A 14,854-nucleotide genomic window follows, 5' to 3' on the forward strand; every position below is an offset into this window, starting at 1 on the left:
CGGCCTGGGTGATCACCGCATCCCGAGCAGCGCCGCGATCGCCCCGCCCAGCATGCCGAAGCCGACCACCGCGGCGGCAATCGCCACCAGGAGGCGCTTGGGAAAGCTGTGTCCGAGCATGGTCAGCGAGGGCAGGCTGACCGGTGGCAGCGTCATCAGCAGGGCCGCGGCGGGCCCACCGCCCAGCCCCAGCGCCAGCATCGCCTGCACGATCGGCACCTCGCCCGCCGTGGGGATCACGAACAGCATGCCGGCCAGCGCCAGGGCAGCGATCCAGAACCACTGGTTGCCGATGTCCGGCCCGATGTGCGGGAACATCCAGGCGCGCACCGCGCCGAGCAGGAGCACGATCACCACGTATTCGGGAATCAGCCGCAGCGTCATGCGGGCGAAAATCTGCGCCCAGCGCCGGCCCACCTCGGCCAACGAACGCGGCTCGGGTTCCGTTGGCAGCATCTGCGCCGGCAGCGGCCGCACGGACGCCGTCATCCGGTTGGCCAGGTGACCGAGCCCGAACACCATCGGTACGCCGAGCAACAGGCGCAGCACGGTCCAGTGCCAGCCCAGCACGAAACCGGTGAACACCAGCGTCGCGGGATTGAGCACGGTATTGCCCAGCCAGAACGCGATCGTCGCGCCGGGCGCCGCCTGGTGCTTGCGCAGGCCTATCACCACCGGCGCGGCGCAGCAGGTGCACATCATGCCCGGCACGGCCAGCAGCCCGCCGGCCAGCACGCTGCCGAAGCCGCGGCCGCCCAGCGCGCGCGCCACCCAGTCCGCCGGCAACAGCGCCTGGATGCCCGAGCCCAGCAACAATCCCAGCAGCATGGCCTGCCAGATCGCCTTGCCGTAGGCCAGCGCGTAGCCAAGCGCGGCATGCCACGATGGGGCCGGCGCCTGTGCCGCCTTGCCCATCAGGATTGAATGGCCGATCGCATGATGTGACGCCGCCATCAGGGCGCGCCCGTAGTAGGGGTACCACTTCACGTAGAACAGGCCGGCTATCGCCAGCAAGAGAAAGATCGACCACCGGAAGCTGCGTGCTGTCTGCGTTGCGACGGCCATGACTCCCTCCTCAGTGAAGCGGGGATATCAAGGCCCTACAGGGCACGCCATTCGCAGGCCAGATGCACAGCGTAAAGGCAAGGCTTGGGAAACGGCTGCCGGGCAGCCGCATGGCGCAGCATGCTACTGGGGCTGGTGAAAGCCAGTTGTGAAGATCGTGGCCTGCCTTGACCCGGTTGGGGGCGCCGCCGCAGCATAGGCGCAACCCGAGTCTTCGTCGCCGCGACCTTCGAACCATGCCCGGGTGTTCGGCGACGTCATTGGATGAGCGCGATGGCCGAACCCGAGGTTTCCTCCCTGCGCCACCTCCCTGCGGTTGCCGCCGTGCTGGCGACCGACGAAGCAGCCTTGCTGCTGGAGAGCCACGGTCGCGTCGCCACCACCGACGCGATCCGCCAGGTTATCGACGAAGCGCGCGACGCCTTGCGTGTCACGCCAGGCACAGCCCCTGATGCGAACGCGCTGGCGCAATTGGCGCGAGGGCGACTCGAGGCTCGCGCGCCCGGCCTGCGTCCGGTGTTCAACCTTACCGGCACCGTGCTGCACACCAATCTCGGCCGCGCGCTGCTGGCCGACGCGGCGATCGAGGCCGCGGTGGCGGCGATGCGTCACGCAGTAGCGCTTGAGTACGACCTCGCCAGCGGCGCCCGTGGCGAACGCGACGACCACCTGCGCCAGTTGCTGTGCGAGCTGACGGGCGCCGAAGACGCCACCGTGGTCAACAACAACGCCGCGGCCGTGCTGTTGTGCCTCAACACTTTCGCACTGGGGCGCGAGGCGGTGGTGTCGCGCGGCGAACTGATCGAGATCGGCGGCGCGTTCCGCATGCCGGACATCATGGCCCGGGCCGGCGCGCGCATGGTCGAGGTGGGCACCACCAACCGCACCCATCCGGCGGACTATCGCGATGCGCTCAACGCCGACACCGGTCTGGTGCTCAAGGTGCATACCTCGAACTACCGCATCCAGGGTTTCACTGCGGAAGTCGATGCACGCGAACTGTCGGTGATCGCCGCCGCCGCCGGCTTGCCGCTGCTCAATGACCTGGGTTCCGGCAGCCTGATCGACCTGTCCCGCTTCGGGCTCGCCCGGGAGCCGACCGTACGCGACGCCGTGGTGGAGGGTGCGCAATTGGTGACATTTTCCGGTGACAAGCTGCTGGGAGGGCCGCAAGCCGGTTTCATCGTCGGCGACCGTGCGCTCATAGCGCAGCTCAACCGCAATCCGCTCAAGCGCGCGTTGCGCGTGGACAAGCTGCGTCTGGCCGCGATCGAGGCCACGTTGCAGCTGTATCGCGACCCCGATCGACTCGCCGAGCGGTTGCCCACGCTGCGTTTCCTGGCGCGGGGCAGGGCGGATATCGAAGCGCAGGCGCATCGCCTGCAGCCTGCGGTGGCCGCACGGCTCGGTGGCGCCTTCGAAGTCGTCGTCGGTGACTGCTTCAGCCAGATGGGTTCCGGGGCGCTGCCACTGGACACGCTGGCCAGCGCCGCCTTGCTGATCCGCCCGAACGGCAGCCAGCGCGTGCTGGAACACCTCGCTGCATCGTTGCGCGCGCTTACGCGGCCGATCATCGGTCGTGTCGCCGATGGAGCCTTGCAGCTTGATCTGCGTTGCCTCGACGAAGCCGAGGAGGCGGCGTTGCTGGAGGTGCTGTCCGAACTCGACGCTGACAGCATCGCCGCGCAGGTTCCATGATCGTCGGTACGGCCGGCCATATCGACCACGGCAAGACGGCGCTGGTGAAAGCGTTGACCGGCGTCGATGCAGACCGCCTGAAGGAAGAGAAGGCGCGCGGCATCACCATCGACCTTGGCTTCGCCTATCTGCCTTTGGATGATGAGGTCGTGCTTGGCTTTGTCGATGTGCCCGGGCATGAGCGGTTCGTGCACACCATGGTCGCCGGCGCCAGCGGCATCGACCTGGCGCTGCTGGTGGTGGCCGCTGACGATGGCGTGATGCCGCAAACCGTGGAGCACCTGGCGATCCTCGATCTGCTGCGCGTGGAGCGGGGGCTGGTCGCGATCACCAAGGCGGACCTGGCGAGCCCCGAGCGCTTGGTCGAAGTCCATGCGCAGATTCGCGCGGCCGCGGCTGGCACCGTGCTTGAGGGGGCCGAGATCCTGCCGGTGTCATCGACTACCGGCCTCGGCGTCGACGCCTTGCGCGAGCGCCTCGCCATCGAAGCGCGTCGGCACATGGGGCGCACCGCCGAAGGCCGTTTTCGCCTCGCGATTGATCGTGTGTTCACCCTGGCTGGCATCGGCGTCGTGGTGACCGGCACCGTGCTGTCCGGCGCGGTGCAGACCCGGGACGCGCTGCGGCTGAGTCCATCCGGCCTCAGTGCGCGCGTGCGCTCGCTGCATGCGCAAAACCGTCCGGTCGAGCGTGGCGGCGCGGGCGACCGTTGCGCACTCAATCTCGCTGGTGATGGCATTGCCAAGGATGCGATCCATCGTGGCGACATGCTGGTCGATCCGTTCCTGCACGCGCCGACCGATCGCATCGATGCGCATCTGCAACTGTTGCCCGGCGAGCCGAAGGCGATCGGCCAATGGTTTCCCGCGCGGCTGCATCACGGCGCGGTCGAGGTCGGTGCCCGCGTCGTCCTGCTGGAAGGCGAGCAACTGCAACCCGGGCACAGCGCCGACGTCCAACTGGTGCTGAGCCGGCCGATCGCGGCGGCGGCGCTCGATCGCTTCGTGCTGCGTGATGCTTCCGCCCAGCGCACCATCGGCGGCGGGCAGTTCATCGACCTGCGTGCTCCATCGCGCCAGCGCCGCACCGCCGAGCGCGCGGCGCAACGCGCGGCGCTGGCCATTAACGATCCGCAGGCTGCCTTCGCCGCGTTGCTGGATGCGCCGCCGTTCGCGTGGGATCTGAGTGCTTTCGCACGCGACCGATCGCTATCTGCGAGCGCCTGCGAAGGCCTGCTGGCCGCGCTGTCCCCCGTGGTGTTCGACGTCGGCGAAGCGCGCATCGCCATCGGCCAGACGCACTGGCAGCGCCTTGTCACCGATCTGCAGGAACACTTGCGGGCATTCCACGAGGCCAACCCGGACCTGCAGGGCATCGGTCGGGAAAAGCTGCGACTGGCGACCCAGCCTCGACTCCCCACCTCGGCCTTTGCACTGGCCCTGCAGCATGCGGATCTGGCCGGCCGCGTGGTGCGAGATGGCGCGTTCGTGCGCCTGGCGACTCACTCCCTCCAATTCAGCGCAAAGCGCGAGGCGCAGTGGCGGGCGATCGCGCCCTTGCTCGGTGGCGACGTGCGCTTCCGCCCGCCGCGGGTGCGGGATATCGCCGAAGTCCTGAAGCGTCCGGAGCATGAGGTGCGGGAGTTGATGCGTTTCGTGGCGCGGCTGGGCCTGGTGGACGAGGTGGCGCATGACCATTTCTTCCTGCGCGCGACCACGCACGAAATGGTGTTGATCGCCGCCGATGTTGCGGCCCAATCGGCGGACGGGCGCTTCACCGCGGCCCAGTTCCGCGACCGCCTCGACAACGGTCGAAAAGTGGCCATCCAGATACTAGAATTTTTCGACCGGCAGGGCGTCACGCTGAACCATGACGCCTTGCGCCGGATCCAGGCGCGGTACCTCGACCTGTTCGGGCCCGCCCCGCTGTGACCACGTTGCGTCAAAGGGAAGAGAATCGTCTCCGGTGGGGCGTCCGGACTTCAAATCCGGGTGAGGCAGCCAGACTGTCTTGGGTGGGTTCGACTCCCACTCTCTTCCGCCACGCTGCATTTGGCGTGGTCAGACCACCTCGATGCCAGGCTCGCCGGCTGTCACCGTGCCGATGATGCTGGCGCGTGGATAGCCGGCCGCCTCGATGATCGCGCGCAGTGCTTCTGCACGTTCGGCCTTGCAGGCCACCAGCAGGCCGCCGGAGGTTTGCGGATCGGTCAGCAGCGCGCGGCGCCATTCCGGCAGGCCGGCGGGCAGGGCGACGGCGTCGCCGTAACTCTCCCAGTTTCGCTTCGAAGCCCCGGTGATGTAGCCGGCCTCGGCGAGCGCCTCGGCCTGGCTGAAGAAGGGTAGGCCGGCCTGTTCGATGCGCATGCGCAGTCGGCTAGCGCGCGCCATTTCCATCGCATGCCCGAGCAGGCCGAAGCCGGTGACATCGGTGATCGCGTGCACGTCCGCATCCTTGGCCAGCACCTGGCCGACGCGGTTGAGCTGCGTGGTCGAGGCCAGCATCTCGGCATAGGCGTCCGTAGGCAGCGCCTGCTTCTTGAACGCCGCCGAATAAATGCCGACGCCGATGCCCTTGGTCAGGATCAGCGCGTCGCCGACCTGTGCGCCACCGTTGCGACGGACGTCCGATGGCGCGCACAGACCGATCGCGGCGAGGCCATAGATCGGCTCAGCCGAATCGATGGAATGGCCACCGGCGATGGGGATGCCCGCGTCCGCGCAGATCGCCTCGCCGCCGGCCAGGATCGCTCGCACGGTCTCGACATCCAGATTGGCAAGCGGCATGCCCAGGATCGCCAGCGCCATGATCGGCTTGCCGCCCATCGCATACACATCAGACAGCGCATTCGCCGCCGCGATGCGGCCAAAGTCGTAAGGGTCGTCGACCACCGGCATGAAAAAGTCGGTCGTGGCGATCACGCAGGTGCGCTCATCCACCTGCCACACCGCGGCGTCGTCGCTGGACTCGGTACCGACCAACAGCTGGGAGAACGGCATCGCCGCCGGCTTGTCGGCAAGCAGTCGCTGCAGCACGGAAGGCGCGAGCTTGCAGCCGCAGCCGCCACCATGGGCGAGATCGGTCAAGCGGACGGAGGTCATGGGGGATCCTTCGTAAGTCCGGGGAACGACTGTCGGGCGTGGCCGAGGATAACGAAAAGCGCCGGGGCAGGAGGTCGAGGCCGGCCGGGGCGGGGGCGGAAGGCCCTCGGGGTCAGGGGTTGACTCTGGACCTTGATCAATGGTCTAGACTTTGGGGTATGGACACTTCCCACACCCCCATGAGCATCGGCGTCGTCGCGAGGCGCGTCGGCGTCGCCATCGACACCATCCGCTACTACGAGCGCGAAGGGCTGCTGCCAGAGCCACAGCGGCGCGCCTCCGGCTATCGCAGCTACGACGACGGCGTGGTGCGGCAATTGCGCTTCATCCGCCGCGCCAAAGACCTGGGCTTCACCCTCGAGGAAATCCGCGACCTGCTCGCGCTCTCCGCCGACCGCAAGCGCGGCGTGAAGGCGGTCAAGCAGCGTGCGCAAGATCGGCTGGCCGCCATTGACGAGCGCATCGCCGAGCTGACTCGCGTGCGCAACGGTCTGGAGCAACTGATCGAGGCCTGTCCGGGCCACGGTTCGCCCGAGCAGTGCCCGATCCTGCGCGCGCTCGCCGAGCCGGAGGAGCGCGCATGAACATGGAAGAGCACGGCTGTTGCGGCGGCAAGCAGGCAGCGCCCGAACCGCCGGTGAAATCCTGCTGCGGCGGCGCCCGAGCGGCGATGGAGCTCGCGGGTCATCACCACCACGACCATGGGGAACACCACGCCCCTGCGCCGGAGCTTGCCACCGACCCGGTGTGCGGCATGCGCGTGGATCCGGCCACGGCGAAGCATCGCGCCGAGCACGATGGGCAGGCGTACTTCTTCTGCGCGCAGCGCTGCAAAGAGAAGTTCCTCGCCGACCCCGCCCGTTACCTGCAGCCACCCGCGACGCCGGAGCCTGTGGTGGCGGGCGCGATCTATACCTGTCCGATGCATCCGGAAGTGCAGCAGGTCGGGCCGGGCCACTGTCCCAAGTGCGGCATGGCGCTGGAGCCGATGATGCCCAGCCTGGACGAGGACGATGGCCATGAGCTGCGCGCGATGTCGCGCCGGTTCTGGACGCTGGCGGCGCTGGCCCTGCCGGTCTTCCTGCTGGCGATGGGACCCCATCTGTTCGGCTGGCATGCGCCACGCCCGTGGGATGGCGCTGCAGCGTGGGTGGAGGCCGTGTTGGCCAGCGCGGTGGTGCTGTGGGGCGGCGCGCCGTTCTTTGCGCGAGGCTGGCAGTCGCTCAAGCCATGGTCGCCGAACATGTACAGCCTGATCGCGCTGGGTACCGGCGTGGCCTGGCTTTACAGCCTGGTGGCGTTCCTGGCGCCGGGCTGGTTTCCCGCGGGCTTCCGTGACATGCATGGCCGCGTCGGCGTGTATTTCGAATCGGCGGCGGTGATCGTCACCCTGGTGACGCTGGGCGACTTCCTGGAGTTGCGCGCGCGTCGGCGCACCGGCGCTGCGCTGAAGAGTCTGTTGGGCCTTGCGCCGAAGAACGCCCGGCGCATCGATGTCGATGGTGGCGAGCATGACGTGCCGTTGGAGGAAGTGCATCCCGGCGACACCTTGCGCGTACGTCCCGGCGAGAAGCTTCCGGTCGATGGTGTGGTGCTCGAAGGGAGCAGCCATGTGGATGAGTCCATGCTCACCGGCGAACCGCTGCCGGTGACCAAGGGCGCGGGCGATCGCATTACCGGCGGTACCGTCAACCAGGATGGCGCCTTGCTGATGCGCGCCGAAAAGGTCGGCGCGGAGACCATGCTGGCGCAGATCGTCGCCCTGGTGGCGCAGGCGCAGCGCAGCAAGGCGCCGCTGCAGCGAGTCGCCGATCGCGTCGCGGCCTGGTTCGTGCCGACGGTGGTGTCGGTATCGGTGCTGGCGTTCGCGCTGTGGGCGTGGCTCGGTCCGGATCCGCGGCTTGCCTATGCGCTGATCGCCGCGGTGTCCGTGCTGATCATCGCCTGCCCGTGCGCGCTGGGGCTCGCCACGCCGATCTCCATCATGGTGGCCAGCGGCCGCGCGGCGCAGAACGGCGTGCTGTTTCGCGATGCGGCGGCGATCGAGACCCTGCGCGGGATCGATACCCTCGTGGTGGACAAGACCGGCACGCTGACCGAAGGCAGACCCGCGCTGAAGGACGTGGTGAGCGTGGGCGCCTATCCGTTCGACCAGTTGCTGGCGATGGCCGCGGCGCTGGAGAAACCCAGCGAGCATCCGTTGGCGCGCGCCATCCTCGAGGGCGCACAGACCCGCGGCATCCGCGTGCCCGCCGTCGACGAATTCCGCTCGATCACCGGCGCCGGCGTGGAAGGCGCCGTGAACGGTCATGCCGTCGCGCTAGGCAATCGCCAGCTGCTGGCCAACATCGGCGTGACGGCCGATCCAGCGGCGCTTGATCGGGCCGAAGCGATTCGCGCCGATGGCGCCACCGTGATGTTCCTGGCGGTGGATGGCCGGCTCGAGGGCCTGCTCGCCGTGGCCGATCGCATCAAGGCGAGCACGCCCAAGGCCATTGCCGACCTGCATGCCGCCGGGTTGCGCATCGTCATGCTGACGGGTGACAACGCCACCACTGCGAAGGCCGTGGCCGATACCTTGGGTATCGACGAAGTGCACGCGGAGGTGTCGCCGGCCGAGAAGGCCGCGGCCATCCGCTCCCTGCGGGCGCAGGGCCGTCGCGTGGCGATGGCGGGCGATGGCATCAACGATGCGCCGGCGCTTGCGGTGGCCGACATCGGCATCGCCATGGGCACAGGTACCGACATTGCGATGGAGAGCGCCCAGGTGACCCTGGTGCGCGGCGAGCTCGGAGCGATCGTGCGCGCCCGCCTGCTGTCGCAGGCCACCGTGCGCAACATCCGCCAGAACCTGTTCTTCGCCTTCATCTACAACGCCGTGGGCGTGCCGCTGGCGGCGGGCGCGCTGTATCCGCTGCTCGGCATGATGCTCTCGCCCATGGTGGCGGCCCTGGCGATGAGTCTGTCCTCGGTCTCGGTGGTGGGCAATGCCTTGCGCCTGCGTCGCGCCCCACTGTGATGATTGTCACCCGCGATGGCTGACGGCCCACGCTGCCGCCGGGGCAGGGCGACGCGGATCATGACTCCCGCACCAATGGGGTGCGGGAGGGCATCACATGAACATCATCCAAGACACGCGCAGCACGCTGGAAAAGCACTTGCCGCTGCTGCTGGGGTTGCTGGTCGCGCTGCTGGCCGGCCGCGTGCTGAAGAAAATGTTCTGGACCGCGTTCGGCATGTACTGGGCGCTTCGCGCCACAGGCGTTCACCTCTGGGGATGAGGACGGGCGTCGACCTGTCGTGATCGGCGGCCACGGTCGGCATGGGTGACACACTCTTGTGTGGAACCCCCGGGCAGCCGTCATGCTTTAAGCTGTGTGCCCCCGTTCCCCGCAGGATGCCCCCATGTCCGCCAGTACCGCCCTGATCGCGCGTTACTACGACGCCTTCAATCGCGCCGACTGGGAGGCCATGCTCGACTGCCTCACCGACGACGTGGCGCACGACATCAACCAGGGCCATCGCGAAACCGGGCGCGACACCTTCCGTGGCTTCCTCGAGCGGATGAACCGTAGCTACAGCGAGCAGCTGCGCGACATCGTGCTGATGGCCAGCGACGACGATAGCCGGGTCGCCGCCGAATACGTGGTGCACGGGCAATACCTGGCTGATGACGAGGGCCTGCCGCCTGCGCGCGGCCAGCGCTATGTGCTGCCGGGCGGCGCGTTCTTCTCCTTGCGCGATGGGCGCATCGCGCGGGTCAGCAACTACTACAATCTGCAGGACTGGATCGCCCAGGTCACGGGCGGCTGAGCCATGGACGTGCGCATCATGACCAGCGTCGGCGATGCGGTGAGGCCGCACCTGGACGCACTGGCGCGCCTGCGCATCAGCGTGTTCCGCGACTACCCCTATTTGTACGACGGCGACATGGCGTATGAGCGCCGCTACCTGGAGGCCTATGCGCGCTCCAAGCGCAGCGTGTTCGTGCTTGCGCTGGACGGCGACAAGGTCGTCGGTTGTTCCACCGGCATTCCGCTGGTGGACGAGGTCGCGGCCATCCAGCAGCCGTTCGTGCAGCGCCGCATGCTGCTCAGTGAAGTGTTTTATTTCGGCGAATCCGTGCTGCTGCCCGAGTACCGGGGGCAGGGGATTGGCCATCGTTTCTTCCAGAATCGCGAGGCGCACGCGCGCCGTCTGAAGGGCTTCCGCTGGACCGCCTTCTGCGCGGTGGAGCGGGCCGCCAACGATCCGCGCCAGCCCGAAGGTTACCAACCGAAGGATGTGTTCTGGCGCAAGCGCGGCTACCAGCGCCAGGACGATATGTTCTGCGCGCTGGAATGGACCGAAGTCGACGGGTTGTCACCCTGCGAGCATCGCCTGCGATTCTGGTTGCGTCCTCTGGAAGCCTGAGTTGACCGCATGACCCGAACCCTCGACGAATGGCTCGCGTACCAGGAACGCGTCAACGTGCGCAGCATCGAGCTGGGCCTGGATCGCGTGGGCCAGGTATGGCGACAGATGGGAGCTGCCGCCCCGGCCCGCCGCGTGATCACCGTCGGCGGCACCAACGGCAAGGGCTCCACGGTGGCCATGCTGGAGGCGATGCTCGCCGCCGCCGGCTTTCGCGTGGGTTGTTACACCTCGCCCCATCTGCTGCATTACCGCGAGCGCGTACGCATCGAAGGCGCCGACGCCAGCGATGAGGCGCTGGTGGCCAGCTTCGAGCGCATCGAGGCGGCGCGCGGCGAGATTCCGCTGACTTATTTCGAATTCGGCACGCTGGCCGCGCTGGACCTGTTCGCCCGCGCCGATCTCGATGTGGCGGTGCTGGAGGTGGGACTGGGTGGCCGCCTCGACGCGGTGAACATGGTCGATGCCGACGTCGCGGTGATCACCACCGTTGACCTGGACCATATGGACTGGCTGGGACCCGATCGCGACAGCATCGGCGTCGAAAAAGCCGGCATCGCGCGCGAAGGGCACCCCGCCATCGTGGGTGAAACCGATCCGCCGGCGGGCTTGCTCGACGGCCTGGGCCGGATCGGCGCCAGCGTCGAGCGCGCAGGGATCGACTTTTTCGTCGAGCACCTGGCTGAGGGTTGGCGCTGGCGCCACCGCGACGGCACGACGCTGGTGCTTCCCAATCCGGCGCTGGCCGCGCCAGTGCAGTTCGCCAACGCCGCCACGGCGATCGCGACGGTGCACGCCCTGCAAGGCGTCGATCCGGCGCTGGCTCAGGCCGACCTGCCCGTGATGGCTGCGACGGGCGTGCGTCTGGCCCGCGTGGCGGCGCGTCTGCAGTCGCTCGGGGGCGATCCGGCTTTGATCGTCGACGTGGGCCACAACCCCCAGGCAGCGCGCGCCCTCGCCGAATGGCTGGATGCGCATCGCGGCGGGCGGGTGCACGCGGTGTATGGCGCGCTGTCGGACAAGGACGTGGGCGGCGTGATCAGGGCCTTGGGCGAGCGTATCGACCACTGGCACCTGGCGGGTCTGGAGCACGACACGCCGCGCGGGCTGTCCGCGCGTGTACTGGCGGGACAGCTTGCGCTGGCCTTGCCAAACGCACGCCATGACACCCACGGCAACGTGGGCGAGGCGCTGGCCGCTGCTCGAGCGGCGGCGCAGCCGGGCGATCGCGTGCTCGCTTTCGGTTCGTTTTTTGTCGCGGCGGCGGTGCTGGCTGAATCGTCCGGTCACGATTCGGCCTGACCGGCGACTCGGGCAGGTATAATCGCGCCGTTCTCGCACCCCCGTGCCGATTGGAGCCCGTCTTGAAAACACGTCTGCTGGGTGCTGCCGTACTCATCGCGCTGGCTGTTCTGATCGTGCCGATGCTTTTCTCCAGCAGTCCTCCGACCACCAGCGGCGACGAGACGGTGAGCCTGGCGATCCCGCCCGCTCCCGACCGTGACCTGCAGACCAAGACGATGAGCCTGACGCCGGGAGCTGCTCCCGCCAGCACCGCCGCGCCTGCGCCCAAGCCGGCCGTGCCGGCGCCGACCGCTGCGGCCGCGCCTACCGATCAGCTGGCGACCGTGAACATCGGCTCCCGCCGTCCCAAGGATGTTGAGCTCGACCCCACCGCCGGCCAGGCGCCGGAGCCGACCAGGGTCACTCGTCCCGGTTCGAGCCCTTCGCAGCCGGTGATCCCGGTGCAGGGCAAGGCCGCGGCGACCGCCGCTGTCGCCACGGCGACCGCCGCAGCCGCGAGCAAGGCCGCATCCTCGACGGCTGCGGATGCCACCACTCCGGCGCAGCCGCCGGCGACTGCGGCGCACGGCCAGTACACGCTCAATCTCAGCGCCTATGCGTCAAGCGCCAGCGCCCAGAGCCTGATCCAGCGCGTGCGCGGGCTGGGCTACCCGGCTTCTGGCCGCACCATCAACCAGGCGGGCAAGGATCTCACCCTGGTCACGGCGGGCCCGTTCGAGTCGCGCGCCGCCGCCGAAGCGGCGCGGCTGAAGATCACCCAGTCCATCCCGGGCGCTCCCGCCCATCTGGAGGGCAGCGCCAGCACGCCGACGCAGGATGATGCGCCGGTCGCCAAGCCGGCCACTGCGGTCGCCAGCGCCAGCACGGCGCCGTCGATCTCGCGCGCCGGCGCCTGGGCCGTGCAGATTGCCGCCATGGGCACCCAGGCCGACGCCAATGCGCTGCGCGACAAGCTGCGCGCCAATGGCTTCGATGGCTACGTGGACACGGTCAATGCCAACGGCAAGCAGCTGTGGCGCGTGCGCGCCGGTCCGCAGACACAACGTGCCGATGCCGTGCGCATCCGCGACCAGATCAAGAGCAAGCTGGGCGTCGACGGCAACGTCGTCTCCGCTCCCTGATCACGTACCTGAACCAGTCGAGACGATGACCCGGTGAATTGGGCCGACTACATCATTCTGGCGGTGCTTGCGCTCTCGGTCTTGATCGGGCTGTGGCGTGGCCTCATTTCAGAGGTGTTGGCGCTGGCGGTATGGGCCGCGGCGTTCTGGGTGGCCTGGACCTTTGGTCCGAGCGTGTCGGGCTACTTCGAGCACAGCATCCATCTGCCATCGGTGCGGTTGCTGGTGGGTTACGGCATCTGCTTCCTGACCGTGCTGATCGCCGGGGCGCTGGTGAGGTTCCTGGTCAGCAAGCTGGTCGAAGGTACCGGGTTGTCCGGCACCGACCGCCTGCTGGGCATGGTGTTTGGATTCGCGCGAGGCGTTTTGCTGGTGACGCTCGCGGTGTTCCTGCTCGGGTTTTCCGCGGTTACGCGAGACCCGTGGTGGCAGGAATCGGTGTTATTGCCGCAGTTCAAGGAATTGGCTGCGTGGCTGGACAAACAGGTGCCGGAGAGCGTTCGGCAGCACCTGAATCCTCCGGCCGTGCTTGACCATCTTCCCGCCTTGCCGGCGGCTGTGCCGGGCGCCACGCCAGCGCCCGAACACAGGACCCATCCTGCGGCCGCGACCACGGCCGCTCCGGCGACGACTTACTAAATTACGGGTTTTCAACCATGTGCGGAATCATCGGCATCGTCGGCACCACTGAGGTCGCCGCGTCACTCTATGACGGTTTGACCGTGTTGCAGCATCGCGGCCAGGACGCTGCCGGCATCGCCACGGTGGACGGCGCCCGGCTGCGTTTGCACAAGGGCAACGGCCTGGTGCGCGACGTGTTCAACCAGACCGCGATGAGCGGGCTGCGCGGTCGTATTGGCCTCGGCCATTGCCGTTATCCCACGGCGGGCTCCGAAGGCTCGTCCGAGGCGCAACCGTTCTACGTGAACTCGCCCTACGGCATCGCCTTTGCGCACAACGGCAATCTGGTCAACACCGAGACGCTGCGTCGCGAGGTGTTCGAGGACGATCGCCGCCACGTCAACACCGATTCCGACTCCGAAGTGCTGCTGAACGTGCTGGCGCACGAGCTGCAGATCCAGGATCGCATGGCGCTGACCCCTGACCACATCTTCAAGGCCGTCGCCGGCGTGCACCAGCGTGCGCGCGGTGGCTACGCCTGCCTGGCGCTGGTGCTGGGCTATGGCCTGCTTGCGTTCCGCGATCCGCACGGCATCCGTCCGCTGGTGCTGGGCGAGCGCGTTACCGCGGAAGGCCGCGAGTACGCGGTGGCCTCCGAGTCGGTGGCGCTGGACATCCTGGGCTTCAAGCGCCTGCGAGACGTGGAGCCGGGCGAGGCGGTGTTCATCACCGATGACGGCCAGCTCTATTCGCGCCACTGCGCCGAGGGCGCGGTGCATGCGCCGTGCATCTTCGAATACGTGTACCTGGCCCGTCCGGACTCGATGATCGAGAACGTGTCGGTGTACAAGGCGCGCCTGCGCATGGGCCAGAAGCTGGCCGAGAAGATCCTGCGCGAGCGTCCGGACCACGGCATCGACGCGGTGATCCCGATTCCCGACACTGCGCGCACCGCGGCTTCCGCGCTGGCCGAAGCGCTGGGCGTGCCGTTCCGCGAGGGCTTCGTCAAGAACCGCTATATCGGCCGCACCTTCATCATGCCGGGGCAGGGCGAGCGCGTGAAATCGGTGCGCCGCAAGCTCAATCCGGTGGAGCTGGAGTTCCGCAAGAAGAACGTGCTGCTGGTGGACGACTCCATCGTGCGTGGCACCACCTCGCGCCAGATCATCCAGATGGCCCGCGACGCCGGCGCCCGCAACGTGTTCTTCGCGTCCGCCGCGCCGCCGGTGCGCTACCCGAACGTGTACGGCATCGACATGCCGGCCGCGTCGGAGCTGGTGGCCGCCGGCCACACCGAGAAGGAAGTCGAGCAGATGCTCGGCGCCGACTGGCTGATCTACCAGGACCTCAAGGACCTGGTGTGGGCGGTGCAGGACGGCAACGAGTCGCTGAAGCACTTCGACACCTCGTGCTTCTCGGGCGAGTACGTCACCGGCCTGGACAAGCACTACCTCGAACAGATCGAGATGCTGCGCTCCGACGACGCCAAGGCCGCCCGCCGCAGCGCCTGAAGCATGTCCTCCCTCTCCC

13 protein-coding genes and 1 tRNA gene are annotated in these 14,854 nt (G+C 68.2%); 12 read left to right on the plus strand and 2 right to left on the minus strand.

The annotated features are described in order from the left end of the window. Positions 1-12: 12 nt before the first annotated feature. On the minus strand, positions 13-1,065 hold the full coding sequence (locus DVT68_RS14320; protein WP_114825765.1) for a permease: 1,053 nt from the start codon (positions 1,063-1,065) through the stop codon (positions 13-15). 264 nt (positions 1,066-1,329) lie between these two features. Between DVT68_RS14320 and selA the strand changes: the two genes are divergently transcribed. The 3 genes from selA to DVT68_RS20465 all read left to right on the plus strand — a co-directional run bounded on the left by selA (position 1,330) and on the right by DVT68_RS20465 (position 4,806). Next, positions 1,330-2,763 (plus strand): L-seryl-tRNA(Sec) selenium transferase, encoded by a 1,434-nt coding sequence (gene selA / locus DVT68_RS14325; RefSeq protein WP_114825766.1) that lies wholly within the window; start codon positions 1,330-1,332, stop codon positions 2,761-2,763. Then, complete coding sequence (gene selB, locus DVT68_RS14330; RefSeq protein ID WP_199536068.1) at positions 2,760-4,694, plus strand: selenocysteine-specific translation elongation factor; 1,935 nt, start codon at positions 2,760-2,762, stop codon at positions 4,692-4,694. Before selA ends, selB begins: the two co-directional genes overlap by 4 nt. A gap of 16 nt (positions 4,695-4,710) precedes the next feature. Further along, positions 4,711-4,806 (plus strand) — tRNA-Sec (locus tag DVT68_RS20465). Positions 4,807-4,823: 17 nt separating this feature from the next. On the opposite strand, the gene selD is transcribed toward DVT68_RS20465, so the two are convergent. After that, positions 4,824-5,864: a selenide, water dikinase SelD gene (gene selD, locus DVT68_RS14335; protein ID WP_114825767.1), complete on the minus strand. Its 1,041-nt coding sequence runs from the start codon at positions 5,862-5,864 to the stop codon at positions 4,824-4,826. A 179-nt stretch (positions 5,865-6,043) separates the two neighbouring features. Between selD and DVT68_RS14340 the strand changes: the two genes are divergently transcribed. The 9 genes from DVT68_RS14340 to purF all read left to right on the plus strand — a co-directional run bounded on the left by DVT68_RS14340 (position 6,044) and on the right by purF (position 14,835). Then, entirely contained in the window at positions 6,044-6,448 is a 405-nt protein-coding gene (locus DVT68_RS14340) for a heavy metal-responsive transcriptional regulator (protein WP_425477508.1), read from the plus strand. Between the two features lie 2 nt (positions 6,449-6,450). After that, positions 6,451-8,883 carry a heavy metal translocating P-type ATPase gene (locus DVT68_RS14345; protein WP_267897419.1) on the plus strand — a complete coding sequence of 811 codons (2,433 nt, stop codon included), beginning with the start codon at positions 6,451-6,453 and terminating at the stop codon, positions 8,881-8,883. A 97-nt stretch (positions 8,884-8,980) separates the two neighbouring features. After that, positions 8,981-9,145, plus strand: a complete 165-nt coding sequence (locus tag DVT68_RS20565) for a hypothetical protein (protein ID WP_199536069.1) — start codon at positions 8,981-8,983, stop codon at positions 9,143-9,145. A gap of 124 nt (positions 9,146-9,269) precedes the next feature. Then, the gene (locus DVT68_RS14350; RefSeq protein WP_114825769.1) at positions 9,270-9,677 is read left to right on the plus strand and encodes a ketosteroid isomerase-related protein; all 408 of its coding nucleotides are present in this window, start codon (positions 9,270-9,272) and stop codon (positions 9,675-9,677) included. Positions 9,678-9,680: 3 nt separating this feature from the next. Beyond that, positions 9,681-10,277 carry a GNAT family N-acetyltransferase gene (locus tag DVT68_RS14355; RefSeq protein WP_114825770.1) on the plus strand — a complete coding sequence of 199 codons (597 nt, stop codon included), beginning with the start codon at positions 9,681-9,683 and terminating at the stop codon, positions 10,275-10,277. 9 nt (positions 10,278-10,286) lie between these two features. Then, on the plus strand, positions 10,287-11,579 hold the full coding sequence (gene folC, locus DVT68_RS14360; RefSeq protein WP_114825771.1) for a bifunctional tetrahydrofolate synthase/dihydrofolate synthase: 1,293 nt from the start codon (positions 10,287-10,289) through the stop codon (positions 11,577-11,579). 62 nt (positions 11,580-11,641) lie between these two features. Continuing rightward, a complete protein-coding gene (locus tag DVT68_RS14365) occupies positions 11,642-12,703 on the plus strand; it encodes an SPOR domain-containing protein (RefSeq protein WP_114825772.1) in 1,062 nt (353 codons plus the stop codon). A 33-nt stretch (positions 12,704-12,736) separates the two neighbouring features. Next, positions 12,737-13,342: a CvpA family protein gene (locus DVT68_RS14370; protein WP_114825773.1), complete on the plus strand. Its 606-nt coding sequence runs from the start codon at positions 12,737-12,739 to the stop codon at positions 13,340-13,342. 17 nt (positions 13,343-13,359) lie between these two features. Next, positions 13,360-14,835 (plus strand): amidophosphoribosyltransferase, encoded by a 1,476-nt coding sequence (purF, locus tag DVT68_RS14375; protein WP_114825774.1) that lies wholly within the window; start codon positions 13,360-13,362, stop codon positions 14,833-14,835. Positions 14,836-14,854 lie beyond the last annotated feature (19 nt).

This window comes from Dyella solisilvae (genome assembly GCF_003351225.1).
GTDB classification, from domain to species: domain Bacteria; phylum Pseudomonadota; class Gammaproteobacteria; order Xanthomonadales; family Rhodanobacteraceae; genus Dyella; species Dyella solisilvae.